General features: G+C 32.0%; 11 protein-coding genes. 9 read left to right on the plus strand and 2 right to left on the minus strand.

Annotation, left to right across the window (positions count from 1 at the left end; translation table 11 throughout):
* The first annotated feature begins 4 nt into the window (after positions 1-4).
* The 9 genes from IR010_RS14855 (at position 5) to IR010_RS14895 (ending at position 11,158) form a co-directional block, all read left to right on the plus strand.
* Positions 5-2,020, plus strand: a complete 2,016-nt coding sequence (locus IR010_RS14855; RefSeq protein ID WP_194604919.1) for a DUF3857 domain-containing protein — start codon at positions 5-7, stop codon at positions 2,018-2,020.
* Position 2,021: 1 nt separating this feature from the next.
* On the plus strand, positions 2,022-3,944 hold the full coding sequence (locus IR010_RS14860; protein WP_194604922.1) for a DUF3857 domain-containing protein: 1,923 nt from the start codon (positions 2,022-2,024) through the stop codon (positions 3,942-3,944).
* 2 nt (positions 3,945-3,946) lie between these two features.
* Positions 3,947-5,935, plus strand: a complete 1,989-nt coding sequence (locus IR010_RS14865; protein ID WP_194604926.1) for a DUF3857 domain-containing protein — start codon at positions 3,947-3,949, stop codon at positions 5,933-5,935.
* Positions 5,936-5,937: 2 nt separating this feature from the next.
* The gene (locus IR010_RS14870; RefSeq protein ID WP_012022600.1) at positions 5,938-6,264 is read left to right on the plus strand and encodes a nucleotide pyrophosphohydrolase; all 327 of its coding nucleotides are present in this window, start codon (positions 5,938-5,940) and stop codon (positions 6,262-6,264) included.
* 133 nt (positions 6,265-6,397) lie between these two features.
* Positions 6,398-7,621, plus strand: a complete 1,224-nt coding sequence (gene aroA / locus IR010_RS14875; protein ID WP_194604928.1) for a 3-phosphoshikimate 1-carboxyvinyltransferase — start codon at positions 6,398-6,400, stop codon at positions 7,619-7,621.
* A 152-nt stretch (positions 7,622-7,773) separates the two neighbouring features.
* Positions 7,774-7,932 (plus strand): hypothetical protein, encoded by a 159-nt coding sequence (locus tag IR010_RS14880; RefSeq protein WP_194604931.1) that lies wholly within the window; start codon positions 7,774-7,776, stop codon positions 7,930-7,932.
* A 30-nt stretch (positions 7,933-7,962) separates the two neighbouring features.
* The gene (queA, locus tag IR010_RS14885; protein ID WP_194604934.1) at positions 7,963-9,012 is read left to right on the plus strand and encodes a tRNA preQ1(34) S-adenosylmethionine ribosyltransferase-isomerase QueA; all 1,050 of its coding nucleotides are present in this window, start codon (positions 7,963-7,965) and stop codon (positions 9,010-9,012) included.
* Positions 9,013-9,333: 321 nt separating this feature from the next.
* Positions 9,334-10,611 carry a kynureninase gene (gene kynU, locus IR010_RS14890; protein WP_194570425.1) on the plus strand — a complete coding sequence of 426 codons (1,278 nt, stop codon included), beginning with the start codon at positions 9,334-9,336 and terminating at the stop codon, positions 10,609-10,611.
* A 112-nt stretch (positions 10,612-10,723) separates the two neighbouring features.
* Positions 10,724-11,158: a YMGG-like glycine zipper-containing protein gene (locus tag IR010_RS14895; protein ID WP_194570426.1), complete on the plus strand. Its 435-nt coding sequence runs from the start codon at positions 10,724-10,726 to the stop codon at positions 11,156-11,158.
* Positions 11,159-11,214: 56 nt separating this feature from the next.
* On the opposite strand, the gene IR010_RS14900 is transcribed toward IR010_RS14895, so the two are convergent.
* Positions 11,215-13,026 (minus strand): hypothetical protein, encoded by a 1,812-nt coding sequence (locus IR010_RS14900; RefSeq protein WP_194604938.1) that lies wholly within the window; start codon positions 13,024-13,026, stop codon positions 11,215-11,217.
* A 91-nt stretch (positions 13,027-13,117) separates the two neighbouring features.
* Entirely contained in the window at positions 13,118-14,674 is a 1,557-nt protein-coding gene (locus IR010_RS14905) for a hypothetical protein (RefSeq protein ID WP_194604941.1), read from the minus strand.
* Between the last annotated feature and the right edge of the window lie 27 nt (positions 14,675-14,701).

Raw genomic sequence — 14,701 nt, forward strand, 5'->3', positions numbered from 1 at the left:
CCAAATGAAATCTATTAAATTTTTTAGTCTATTTATTGTACTGCTATTTGTTTCAAAAACAACAGCGCAAGAATTTAAATTAGGAAAAGTATCTATCGCCGAATTAGAACAAAAAGTGCATCCAAAAGATTCATCGGCCGTGGCAGCTGTCTTGTATACGAAAGGAAAAGCCAGAATCGAATACGATCCAAGCGATGGATTTGTTACTTTGACTGATGTTGAAGCTAGAATTAAAATTTACAAAAAAGAAGGTTATGATTGGGCCAATCAAAACGTTTGGTATTATAATATTACAAATCTGAGTGAAAAAGTGTCGTTTAGTGACGCGTATACTTATAATCTGATTGATGGTAAAATTGAAAAAACAAAGCTGAAAAGCGAGGGAATTTTTGATGAAACTGTAAATAAGTTTAGAGCAAGGAAAAAAATTACAATGCCGAATGTTAAAGAAGGTTCAGTAATTGAATATCGATATACGATCAAAAGCCCAAGCGACAGATTAATCAGAGAATGGGATTTTCAAAAAAGTATTCCGGTTAATTATTCAGAGTTTATGACTTACGTGCCTGAATATTATGTTTTTAATTCGAGACAAAAAGGTTATGTTTTTCCTAAAATGACAGTTGATAAAAGGCCTAGATCTATCACTTTTAATAATAAAGACAGAGTTTCAGACGGGCATGTTGTAAAAACAGAATATTCGACTGAAAAAGTAGATTATATTGAAACGCAAACAACCTACATAGCGCAAGATTTTCCTGCGATGAAAGATGAGGCTTATGTAAATAATATGGATAATTATGTTTCGAGTATTCAGCATGAATTGTCTATGACAAAATTTCCAAATTCACCAATGAAAATGTATTCAGCAGATTGGAATTCTGTTGCAAAAACCATTTATGAATACGACAGCTTTGGCCCAGAATTAAATAAATCAGGATATTATGAAGATGATTTAAAAATTGTGCTTGCAGGAAAAAATACACCTGAAGAAAAAATATGGGCAATTTTAAACCATGTAAAGTCAAATGTAAAATGGAATGGCTATCGCGGTTATGATTGTGATAATGGTGTAAAAAAAGCCTATAAAGAAAAATCAGGAAATATTGGTGATATCAATTTAATGCTTACTTCGATGTTGCGTTATGCTGGTTTAACGGCAAATCCGGTTTTGGTCAGTACACGTGAAAACGGAATTGCATTGTTCCCAAATCGAACTGCTTTTGATTATGTAATCGCAGCTGTCGAAACGCCAACCGGAAATGTATTACTGGATGCATCTGATAAATTTTCGACGCCAAACATTTTGCCTTTCAGAACACTGAATTGGTCCGGACGATTAATTAGAAAAGATGGAAGTTCTGAAGAGGTGGATTTAATGCCTAAAAAAACGTCAAGCGATATTGTTTTTCTAAGTTATAGTATAGAACCTGATGGAAAAGTAACAGGCAAAACCAGAAGGCAATGTACAGATTATAATGCCTTGATGACTAGAGATCGAATTAATGGTTTGAAAGAAGAAGAGTATCTAGAAAAGTTAGAGAATAAAAGCGGTAAAATCGAAATAAGCGATTATGTTCGTACAAACGAAAAAGAAATTCTGCTTCCCACTATAGAAACGTATTCATTTACCGGGAATAACTTTTGTGAACTTATTGGAGGAAAAATTTATGTTAGCCCAATGTTGTTTTTTGCAAATGAGAAAAATCCGTTTAAACAAGAAATAAGAGAATATCCTGTAGACTTTGGTTTTCCATTTTTAGATAAATATAATATTACGATTAAAATTCCAGAAGGATTTGCTGTTGAGACATTGCCAACTGGTACAATAATCAATATGCAGGATAACATTGGCAGTTTTAAATTTAATGTTGCAGCTGACGGAAATACATTGCAGTTAAGTATTGCGCATCAAATCAATGAAGCAATTGTAACAACAGAACAATATGAAATGCTTAAAGAATATTATAAAGGAATGATTGCAAAAGAAACGGAGAAAATTGTTTTAAAAAGAATCTAACATGAAATTCCGACACTTAGCAATAGTTGTTTTTTTATTTATTGGATTTCTAAAAATCAATGCTCAAAATTTTGAGATGGGAAAAGTAACTATTGCTGAGCTTGAGGAAAAAAAACATCCAATTGATTCTGCAGCTTCAGCAGCTATTTTATTTAGCAAAGGAACTGTGGATATAAAAAATACAGGCTCATCTGAAACTAGCGTTCAGATGCGGATAAAAATTTACAAGAAAGAAGGCTATAATTTGTCTAATGTTCAATTTGCTTTCCCTTCGGGAAAATTAAGTGCTATAAGCATAACTGACGTTTATACTTATAATTTGGTCGATGGAAAAATTGTAAAATCTAAATTAAAGCCAGAAGGTGAATTTCTCGAAAAGAGCAATAAAAATTATTGGATTAAAAAGATCACGTTTCCAGATGTGAGAGAAGGGTCTATAATAGAATATCAATTTAAAAATTACGGCGGTGCTTTGAATATTCGCGATTGGGATTTTCAAAAAAGCATTCCAGTTAATTATTCAGAGTTTAAAACGATAATTCCAGATTCATTTGTATTTAAAAGAAATACAACTGGTTTTTTTTCGCCAAAAATAAAAACTCAAGTTGCCAATACATATGGCTATTTAGCGATCGAAAATATTTATTCGCTTCAAAATCTGCCAGCCATGAAAGAAGAAGAATATGTCAATAACATCAATAATTATCGCGCTTCTATTTCTCATGAACTCGAAACTATAGCAATTCCAGGTCAGATATTTAAATCATTTTCTTCAAATTGGTCGGCAGTAGCAAAAACAATTTACGAATATGAAAATTTTGGTCTTGAATTAAATAAAACAGGTTATTTTGAAGAAGACTTAAAATTATTGTTGCAAGCAAAATTAAAATCTGAAGATAAAATGACAGCGATTTTAAATTATGTAAAATCGAACATAAAATGGAATAATCATTTCGGATATGGCTGTGATCAAGGCGTTCGAAAAGCATATAAAGAAAAGACAGGAAATTGTGCTGATATTAATTTAATGTTGACAGCAATGTTGCGTTATTCTGGTTTAGAAGCGCATCCGGTTTTGATAAGTACGCGTTCTAATGGCATTACTTTTTTTCCTAATATAGATGCTTTTAATTATGTTATTGCCGCAGTGGAAACTCCAAACGGAAATGTTTTATTAGATGCAACTGATGAATTTTCAACTTTAAATATTTTGCCATTAAGAGATTTAAATTGGGTGGGAAGATTGATTCGTAAAGACGGAACTTCTGACATTATAGATTTGATGCCAAAGAAAACCTCTAATGATCTTGTTACAATGAGTTTTGAAATTACAGAACAAGGAAAAGTAGAAGGAAAGGCTAGAAGACAATATTCTGATTACAATGCTTTGAGTTTTAGACAAAAAACAGCATCTGAAAAAGAAGAAGCTTACATTGAAGAAATTGAAAACAAAAACAGCAATATCGAGATAAGCGAATACAAAAGAGTAAATCAAAACGAATTTTTATTGCCAGTTTCAGAATCTTTTTCTTTTACAGGTTCAAATTTAGCAGAAGTAATAGGTGGAAAAATTTACTTAAATCCGATGTTGTTTTTCTTAAGTGAAAAAAATCCGTTTAAGCAGGAAAAAAGAGAGTATCCAGTCGATTTTGGTTTTCCTTTTTGCAATAAATATACCATAACAATTAAGCTTCCGGAGAATTTTACAGTCGAAAATCTACCCGAATCTACTGCCGTGGTTATGGAAGATAATCTAGGTGCTTTTAAGTTTGATATCGCATTTACAGACAACCTAATCCAGATTTCGATGATACATCAAATCAACGAGGCTATATTTCCAATCGAAAAATATGAAATGCTTAAGGAATATTATAAAACAATGCTTGCAAAACAATCAGAGAAAATAGTTTTAAAAAGAATTTAAATATGAAGTTTCAAAATCTTGCAGTTGTTTTTTTACTTTTCTGCTTTTCGAAAATAAATGCTCAAAACTATGAGTTAGGTAAAGTTACAATTACTGAATTACAAGAAAAAACAAATCCAAAAGATACAGCAGCGCCTGCCACAATTTTATTTAAAAAAGGGAGAACATTTTTTACATACAATAAAGATGTTGGGTTTTCGGCCAATCATGTTTACGAGTTTAAAATTAAAATCTATAAAAAAGAAGGACTTGACTGGGCGAATCAAAAAGTACGATTTTATATAGGTTATGAAAACCTAAACGAAGACCGATTAGAGTTTACAAATGCCATTACATATAATCTCGAAAATGGTGCAATTGTAAAAACTAAATTAGATAATCAGGGAACTTTTAAGAAGAAAGTAAATAAATTTTGGAATGAAAAAATGATAACATTGCCAAACGTAAAAGTAGGTTCTATTATCGAATACAAATACATACTAAAATCAGAGAATATAGTTAGACTGCCTGATTTTGAAATTCAATATGACATTCCTGTAAATTATTTTGAATATAAAACGGAGATTCCCGAGTTTTATATTTACAAACCTATTTTGATTGGAAAACTACCAATAGAATCAGAGGCTAAACTTGTTGATAAGAATCAAAGTTTTGATAATGATTACAATCGAACCAGTTTGCTTTCTTTTAGACAAATCAATTCTTCTTATAAAGGAAAAGATATTCCAGCTTTAGCACAAGAGCCTTATGTAAATAATATTGAGAATTACAAAGGATGTATTCAGTACGAATTAGAGAGAATTCGTTATCCAGATAAGCCAGATAAAGATTATACTATAACTTGGGAAGGTGTTGCTTCTACTATTTTTAAAGATGAAAGTTTCGGAAAAGAATTAAATGAAAAGAACTTTTTAATAGAAGATGTTAAACGATTATTGAATGGTGTAGAATCGTTGAATGAAAGAATGAATATTGTTTTTAAGTTCGTTCAGAATAAAATGAATTGGAATGAAGAAAAGAGTTATTATACGGATAAAGGAATTGTAAAAGCATACGCAGATCAAACAGGAAATGTCGCGGAAATTAATTTCATCTTAATCAATATGCTGAAATTAGGAGGGGTTGATGCTAACCCCGTTTTAGTAAGTACTATTGAAAATGGCGTACCAGTTTACCCGACAAGAACGGGTTTTAATTATGTTATTGCTGCTGCGCAAATTGATGGAAAGCAAATTTTGCTCGACGCTTCGCATAAATTTACTTCACCAAATATTTTGCCATTAGATGTTTTAAACTGGAAAGGTAGATTGATCAAAAAAGATGGAACTTCTCTAGAAATAAATTTGGATACAGATAATTTATCTAAAGAATTTTCAAGTGTAATAGCCAAAATGGATGCTTTTGGAAAAGTTGAAGGAAAGATCAGAATTCAGAGAACAGATTATGATGCTTATAATTTTAGGATTAAAAATGCCAATAGAAGCCAAGAAGATTATCTTGACAAATATGGAGGACAACTGGGAGATTTAAAAATCTCAAATTATGTTGTTGAAAATAAAAACACAAATTTGTCAAATCCTATAATTGAAACTTTTGAGTTTTCATCAGATAACCAAATTGAAATTATTGGAGGAAAAATATTCGTTAACCCGTTACTTTTTTTTACCAGATCGAAAAATCCTTTTAGTCAGGAAAAAAGACAAATGGGGATTTATTTCGGATACCCAACCCAAGAACGATTTAATGTGACTTTGGATATTCCTGAAGGATATCAAATAGAAGCAATGCCGACTCCAATTAGAATTGCATCTGAAAATAAAGAAATAATATATACCTTAAATGTTTTAAATCAAGGAAACAAAATTCAAATTAGCAGTGTAAAAGAAATTAACAATAGTATTTTTGCAGCTGAAGATTATAATGGATTAAAAGATCTTTTTCAGAAAATGATTGCCAGTCAAAACGAAAAAATTATTCTTAAAAAAATATAACTATGGATTTGAAAAATGCACAGCTTGATGTAGATACCTGGATAAAAGAACACGGTGTTCGCTATTTTAACGAATTAACCAATATGGCACAACTTACGGAAGAAGTAGGTGAAGTTGCCCGTATCATTGCACGTCGCTACGGAGAACAATCTGAAAAAGAAAGCGATAAAAATAAAGATTTAGGAGAAGAATTAGCCGATGTTGTTTTCGTGGTTTTATGTCTTGCCAATCAAACCGGAATCGACTTGCAAGCTGCATTTGATAAAAAAATGGATTTAAAATCGGTTCGAGATAAAGACCGTCACAAAAACAACGATAAATTAAAATAATTGTGAAATATCACTCATAAGTTTTGAATTATGAGTTTTGAATTTTGAATTATGAGCAGGGAGTGGTAAATTGCGGAGCTGAATTACGTTTTCTAATCATTCATAATTCAATTTACAACTTACAATTAAAAAAATGAATTTACTACTCCAGACAACTCAACATAATTTACAAGGACAAATTGCAGTAACGGGATCAAAAAGCGAAACCAATCGATTATTATTATTAAAAGCTTTGTTTCCAAATATTACTTTAGCCAATACATCTAATTCTGATGACAGCGAAGTAATGCAAAAAGCATTAATTGGTAACGAAGAAATCGTAGACATACACCACGCAGGAACAGCAATGCGTTTTTTAACTGCTTATTTTGCAGTAAATGAAGGAAGAGAAGTTGTCATGACAGGTTCAAGCAGAATGCAGGAACGTCCGATAAAAATTTTAGTTGAAGCTTTAGGACAATTGGGAGTGGAGATTTCTTATGAAAAAGAAGAAGGATATCCGCCAATTCGAATCAAAGGAAAAAAAGTTACGGCTTCAAAAGTAACATTGGCAGCAAATGTAAGCAGTCAATACATTTCGGCACTTTTATTAGTGGCTTCAAAATTACAAAATGGTTTAGAACTGAATTTAGAAGGAGAAATTACTTCAATTCCGTATATCAAAATGACTTTGGCTTTGTTAAAGGATCTGGATATTCAAACCAGTTTTGAAGGAAATGTAATTAAAGTGCATCCAAAAGCAGAAGTAGCATCAAAAGAAATGGTAGTAGAATCAGATTGGAGTTCTGCCTCTTACTTTTTCAGTTTAGTGGCTTTGGCCGATACTGCATCAATCACTTTAAGCAGTTACAAAGAAAATAGTTTACAAGGTGATTCTGAATTGATTTCATTGTATCAAAAATTAGGAGTTCAGACTACTTTTGAAGGAAATAAAATGACTTTGGTAAAGCAAGCTGATTTTAAATTTGAAGATGTAAATTTCGAATTGAACAATACGCCTGATATTGCGCAAACAATTGTCGTAACTTGTTTAGGTTTAGGGATTGGCTGTCATTTAACAGGGCTTCATACTTTAAAAATCAAAGAAACTGACCGTTTGGAAGCACTTCGAATTGAACTTACAAAATTAGGAGCCAATATCTCGGTAACCAATGATAGTCTGACTTTAGTAGCCTCAGAAAACATTAATCATAATGTAAAAATTGCAACATATAACGATCACCGTATGGCAATGGCATTTGCACCATTGGCATTAAAAGTGCCAATTATTATAGAAAATGCTGAAGTAGTTTCTAAGTCATATCCTGATTTCTGGAATGATTTAAAAGAATTAAATTTCGAAGTTTCCGAATTGTAAAAAATGTTGAACCATATAAGTGATATAAGTTCATTTAAATAAATGAGCATAATTAGAATAGCCCCTGGTTTTAACTAGGGGTTTTTTATGTTTAGATTTTTCGGCTTTAGCCAAATAAAAACACCATCAATTTTTTAAAGCATCCAAATTAGATGCACTTATATCACTTATATGATGAAAAACAGTTTTTTGATGTTGTCGAAACGCCACTAAATCAGCTACTTTTGAAAATAAACAGCAAAACACTTGACAACGCCTATCTCACAATCGTATATTTGCACACGATTTATAATTTTAGATATAAAATCTAAGATCTACACTTTAAAATCAACAATTCAAATATGAAATTATCACATTTTCAATTTAATTTACCAAAAGAACTTTTAGCGGAATTTCCAGCAGAAAACAGAGATGAGTCTCGTTTAATGGTAATTGACCGTGCAAAGCAAACTATAGAACATAAAATGTTTAAAGATGTTATCAATTATTTTGATGACGGAGACGTTTTAATTCTTAACAATACAAAAGTTTTTCCGGCGCGTTTGTACGGAAACAAAGAAAAAACAGGAGCAAGGATTGAAGTTTTCTTATTAAGAGAATTAAATTCAGAGCAACGTCTTTGGGACGTTTTAGTTGATCCGGCTAGAAAAATCCGTATCGGAAATAAACTTTATTTCGGAGATGACGATTCGTTAGTTGCTGAGGTAATCGACAACACAACTTCTCGTGGTAGAACTTTACGTTTTTTATATGACGGTTCTTACGAAGAATTCAGAAATAAATTGACAGAACTTGGAGAAACTCCAATTCCTAAATACATCAACAGAGAAGTAACTGCTGAAGATGCTGAAAGATACCAGACGATTTATGCAAAAGAAGAAGGAGCTGTTGCGGCGCCAACTGCTGGTTTACACTTTTCAAAACACCTTTTGAAAAAATTAGAAATCAAAGGAGTAAATTTTGCTGAGGTTACGCTTCACGTTGGTTTAGGAACTTTTAATCCGGTTGAGGTTGAAGATTTGTCTAAACACAAAATGGATTCTGAGGAATTGATCATCAAACAAGAAGCTTGCGATATCGTTAACGAAGCAAAAGCAAAGAAAAAACGTATATGTGCAGTAGGAACAACTTCTATGCGTGCTATTGAAAGTTCAGTTTCTTCTCAAAATACTTTAAATCCTTATGAAGGATGGACAAATAAATTCATTTTTCCTCCTCACGATTTTAGTATCGCAAACTGTATGATTACAAATTTCCACACGCCAAAATCTACATTGTTAATGATGATTTCTGCTTTCTGTGGTCATGATTTAATGAAAAGAGCTTACGATGAAGCTATCAAAGAAGAATATAAATTCTATTCTTACGGAGATGCTATGTTAATCATCTAATTCGAATTTTATATTATAAAGAAACCCGACAGTATTTTTAGAAGCTGTCGGGTTTTCTGTTTTTATAGTTTTGTTTCAAGTTTCAGGTTTCAAGTTCTTTCTGCAGATTAACCGCAAAGCGCGCAAAGATTTTTGCTCAGTTTGTGTTTGCCAAGTGCTAAAGAACGCAAAGCTTTGCGAACTTAGCGTTTGTAAACGTCAACCTTGATAAAAATCTTTGCGCGCTTTGCGGTTAAACACACAAAGCATATCAACTTGAAACCTGAAACCTGAAACAAAACAAACAAAATTTGTTATTTTAGCAGTCAAAACAAAAACACAATGACTTTTCAAAATACACGCGAATTCGCGAAACAACTCGATTCACAAGATTCGTTAAATCATTATCAAGATCAATTTATTTTCCCTAAAGTGAATGACAAACGCGTTATTTATTTTACAGGAAATTCACTTGGATTACAGCCAAAACGTACTAAAGCTTATATCGATGAAGTAATGAATGACTGGGCAGAACTTGCTGTCGAAGGTCATTTTTATGCTCAAAAACCTTGGTGGGATTATCAGGAAAGATTTGCTGAACCGTTGAGTAAAATTGTTGGAGCATTGCCATCGGAAGTTACCGTAATGAATACTTTGACTGTAAATCTTCATTTATTGATGGTTTCTTTTTATCAGCCTAAAGGCAAACGTTACAAAATTATCTGCGAAGAAAAAGCTTTTCCATCAGATCAATATATGTTTCAGAGTCAGGTTCATTTTCATGGATATAAACCCGAAGATGCAATTGTCGAAATTAAAAGACGAGAAGGCGAACATAATATTCGCTTAGAAGATGTTTTAGCAAAAATTGAAGAAGTTGGAGACGAACTGGCTTTGGTTTTAATTGGCGGCGTAAACTATTATACCGGACAAGTTTTCGATATTAAAACTATTACTCAAGCCGGACAAAAAGCCGGTGCAAAAGTAGGCTGGGATTTGGCGCACGCGGCTGGAAACATAAAATTAAATCTTCACGAGTGGAATGTAGATTTCGCTGCTTGGTGCAGTTATAAATACATGAATTCAGGACCAGGAAATGCTTCTGGAGTTTTCGTTCATGAAAGACATCACAACGATTATGATTTGCCTCGCTTTGCTGGATGGTGGGGACATAATAAAGAACGCCGTTTTAAAATGGAACCAAATTTTGATCCGGTTCACGGAGCAGGTGGATGGCAAATTAGTAATTTACCGGTACTTTCTTTAGCGCCATATTTAGCGTCGGTAGAAATGTTTGCTGAAGTTGGAATGGATGCTTTAATTGAAAAAAGAGATCATATTACTTCTTACTTAGAATTTATCCTGCATGAAATTGATAAAGAAGTTAAAGGCAATTTCGAAATCATAACTCCTTCTAATCCTGAAGAAAGAGCGTCGCAGTTATCCGTATTTTTACACGGAGAAGGCAGAAGTCTATTTGATTATTTAATGAAAAACGGAGTAATTACAGATTGGCGAGAACCTAATGTAATTCGTCTTGCACCAGTTCCGTTATATTGTTCATATGAAGATATGTATGACTTTGGACAAATTCTTAAAAAAGGAATTTTAGGAAAGTAACAAAAAAATAAATAAAATATCTTCAAATTCTATAACCTTTAATCTAAATCTTGTAACTCAAATAGAATATAACGGTTTTACTTTGTAGTGTACAATTTTTAAAACTACAATCATGAAAGCCTTATATATTTTATTCGCGGCCTTAACAATCGTTTCTTGTCAAAATCAAGGAAAAGAAGATCTTAACAGAGCAAAACAAGCCAGTATTGACTCAATGAAAGTTGAAATTGACAAACAGCGTGTTATTGATTCAATGAAGACTGAAATGGCGAATGTACAAGCAGAAAAAGAAAAAGTTGAAGCTCAAAAAGTTGTAGTAGTTCATCAACAAGCTGACGGAACGGCAACTTCGACTACCACTACAACAAAAAAGAAAGGTTGGAGTTCAACTGCTAAAGGTGCTGTAATTGGTGCTGGAGTAGGAGCTGCAACTGGTGCGATCATTAGCAAGAAAAAAGGTGAAGGTGCCATTATTGGTGGTTTAGCCGGAGCTGGAGTTGGAGCAGGAACAGGTGCTATTATTGACGGAAGCAAAAAGAAACAGTAACAACTACTCTAAATATAAAATCCCCGATTCAGTTTCTGAGTCGGGGATTTGTTTTTTTATACTAATTCCAAAGTTGGTATTTTTATGGTTTCTAATTCTGATTTATAAAAATTGAATGCTTTTTTAATTTTTTCTTCATCATTTTTAAAATAGAAAATGGATGAAAATAAAGTTTGATAATATTCAATTCCACTTAAAAGATTTGTTTTAAAAGTATTCCATTTTTTAATTTGATTCGGAGTCGCTTCGTCAGAAAGCGTTTCAATTTCATTTCTAAAATAATCAACATACATTTTTAATTCTTTTACGAATAAGTTTGGACGATCGTTTTCTTTTAAGATAGAAATGTTGCCGTAAATATGCTGTAACATCTCTTTTAAAGAAACTTCTTGGTTAAAATAAGCCATATTAGGTCCGGGACAAATTACAACGCCTTGAGCCTGTCCTTTTGTTTTAATGTTGTTTTCTAAATAAGAAGCATTTGCTAAACCAACGCACAAACATGATTTTTCAGTAATTTGTGTCTTCGTCTTTTCATAACATGATTCTGAAAGTAAATCTTTTTTGGTTTCTAATTCTTCTAATTTTAGATCTTGATATTTTTTTGAAGCGGTACAAATGCCTTGAGAGTCGTATTCTTTGCTTAAAGCAAGGAATCTTTTTGGACAAGAACTTCCTGCTTTGTTTTCTTGAATTCTTTTTTGTTTTAAAATTTCGTTTGAAGTGCCTTTTACGGTATTAAACGGAACTCCCAAAGGTGAAATATGACTTAAATACAGATCTTCTTCTTTAGCATTCATCAGTAAATTTCTAGTTTCCTGATCGACAGATGTAGCTTCAGGAACTAATAAAAAAGGTGAACCCCAGCCAACGGAATCGACGTTATAATTTTCTAGTAAAAAATCATGTTCTTCTGCAGTTCCAACACCTCCTTGAACGGTGATTCTTAAATCTAAAGGGTTTTCTGGAAAAGCATGCTTTTTTTGCTGTAAAACTTTTACCATCAATTCGTGCGCAGATTGTACCAACTCTTGTTTTTTCTGCTTAAATTCTTCTAAAATTGTTCCCAATAAAAGTCCCTCAGTTGCAAAAGCGTGTCCGCCACAGTTTAATCCTGATTCGATTCGGTATTCTGAAACCCAAAGCCCTTTTTTGGCTAAAAAATTTCCCTGAATCATAGCCGATCGAAAGTCGCTTACCTTTAGAATGATTTTCTTTTTTAGTTGATTTTTTTCATTCGGATAAAAATCATTAAAATTTTCAAAATAACTGTAAAGCCTCGGATTCATTCCTGCCGAAAGAACTACAGATGATTCTAAATTACTGTTTGCAAAACCTCTTAATGCAGCATGAGCATCATTAAATTGAATTGGCAATTGTTCGTTTTTAATGAAATTATCTTTATCTAATTTCGTCATGATATTTACATCAATTGCGCCGGGAGAAAAGTGAGATTCGACATAGTTTTGAATGTTTTCTTTAAAAGAAATCCCATCTTCTAATAAATTTTGAAAACCTTTTTTTATGTCTGAAGAATTAGGAAGGATTGCCATGAAATTTTCTAAAGCAGTTTTGCTTTCTGCAAGTTCTGTTTTAAAGCTTTCGAATTTCTGTTTTACGATTTTATCAACTAAATTTAGGTAAGATGTAATTCGTTCAGCTCGATAATCGTGAAATTTCTGAGTTATTTCTTCGTATGGAAAATTGAATTTGGTGCTGTAAAAATTGCGCATCTTCTCAATTAAATCATCATCAGCAATAGAAATAACAGATGAAATTCCGTATTGTGCTACTCGAATTGGGCTGTCAATGGTATATGCGAGCCCCATTACAGGAATATGAAAAGTGTGTAGAGATGGTTTTGTCATTTGTTTTCATTTTAAAATAAAAACAAATATTGAAAAAAGGATTTTCGTAAAAGCTGATAATTGTCAGGTTTGTAAATTGTTAGAAAGAATGTTATATCAGAATCTTCTTCAAAGATTCGGCAATGCTTCGCCATAAAAAGTTGTAAAATGATTTTTCCTGAATTCTTTCCAGTTCAACATCGGCAGTTTTTGCTTTGTCTTTCGAGTCATTTTTGACAAGTAAATTAACGATTGCTGATTTAAGTTTAGCCTCTTTTTCAGGATGTTTCTTTTTGTATAATTTGACTTTAAGATCGTCGTAATCGAGAGAAGCATTTCCTTTTGAGATATTATCGTTTCCGTAAAAATTAAATCGATATTTATTAAAGACTCCAGTAAACGAAGCGTTCATATAAGGCTTGCTGAATTGCCCCATTGCTCTAACGTCAAAATTCGAAATAACGCCCTGAATATGAAAACTGTCTTTTTTGTCCAGAACATTAAAACTCCAATCAACATTTAAAGGCGAAGTTTTCATGAAAATGCAATTCACTTTAATCTTAACATCATTGGTTTTTTTCAAACCAAAACCGCTTCGAAGATTAATGGCTCTCAAATTGAATTTATCGAAGTTCAAAACTCCTGGTCCTTTAGAAAAATCTATTTCTTCTTCGTAAACCAATTTTGATTTCAAAACTTGCAAAGTGTCAATTTGAAGCGGAAATTTAATATTTCGCAATAAATGATTGTACAAATATTTTTTGCTCAAATCGTCTTTAGGCATTTTTCCGCGGTAAATATTGGCGTTGAAATGATTTATAATAAGAGCATTTGCCTTAAAGTAAAAACGATCGCTCTTGAATCCCCAATCCATTTTTTTTACTTGTGCTGAGTCAAATTTCAGTGTATAAATATCTTTTTCCTTATCCAGTTTTTTAATAAAATCGCGTCTATTAAATTGAGGGATATGAGAGAAATTGTTGATTTTTAAAAAGTTTTTTTCAGTTGCTATTTTACCAATATTAATATGATAAAACGCACTTGGTCTGTAAAATAAACTATCAATAACTAAAGCGTAAGTTTTGTATTGAATCGGAATTTTTTCTTTCAGAGTCGCATCTGTTATTAAAATGCCTTCTAATTTTAAAATGATTTTTTTAACGCTGAAAATTGGTTTTTCGGTATCTAAAGAAACAACATCGACAGTTCCGTCATTTAAGTAAATGTTTGAAACTGCAACAATTTTGCGGAAAGGCTCGATGATTTCGCTTTTAATACTTTTGCTGTTGTTTAAAAGTTTTTCGCCTTTTTTATATAAAATGACGCGAGGTTTATTAATGATAATGCTTTCTGCCTGAATAACATCTCGAAAAGCTAAATCCCAAATATTAAAATGTTTTATGGTAATTGATTCAATTTTAGAAAAGAGTCCGTTTTTACTGTCTTTCGGCTGATTTTTTGGACTTACCAATAATGTCGTTGCGTAGATGTTTCGAGAAAGAAGCGAAACTTCAATTTTTTCATAATTGATGTTGTAAGCTGTTTTGTTTTTCTCATGAATAATAATAGGAAGCTGTTTTTTAATCCAATAATTCAAGCCAATATTAGCCAAAATCACAATTAGAAAAAGAGAAATTACGCCGATTATTATTTTTTTATAGACTGACATTTATTGTATTGATTTTAAATACATAAA

This window comes from Flavobacterium sp. MR2016-29, assembly GCF_015350695.1.
In the GTDB taxonomy this organism is placed as follows: domain Bacteria; phylum Bacteroidota; class Bacteroidia; order Flavobacteriales; family Flavobacteriaceae; genus Flavobacterium.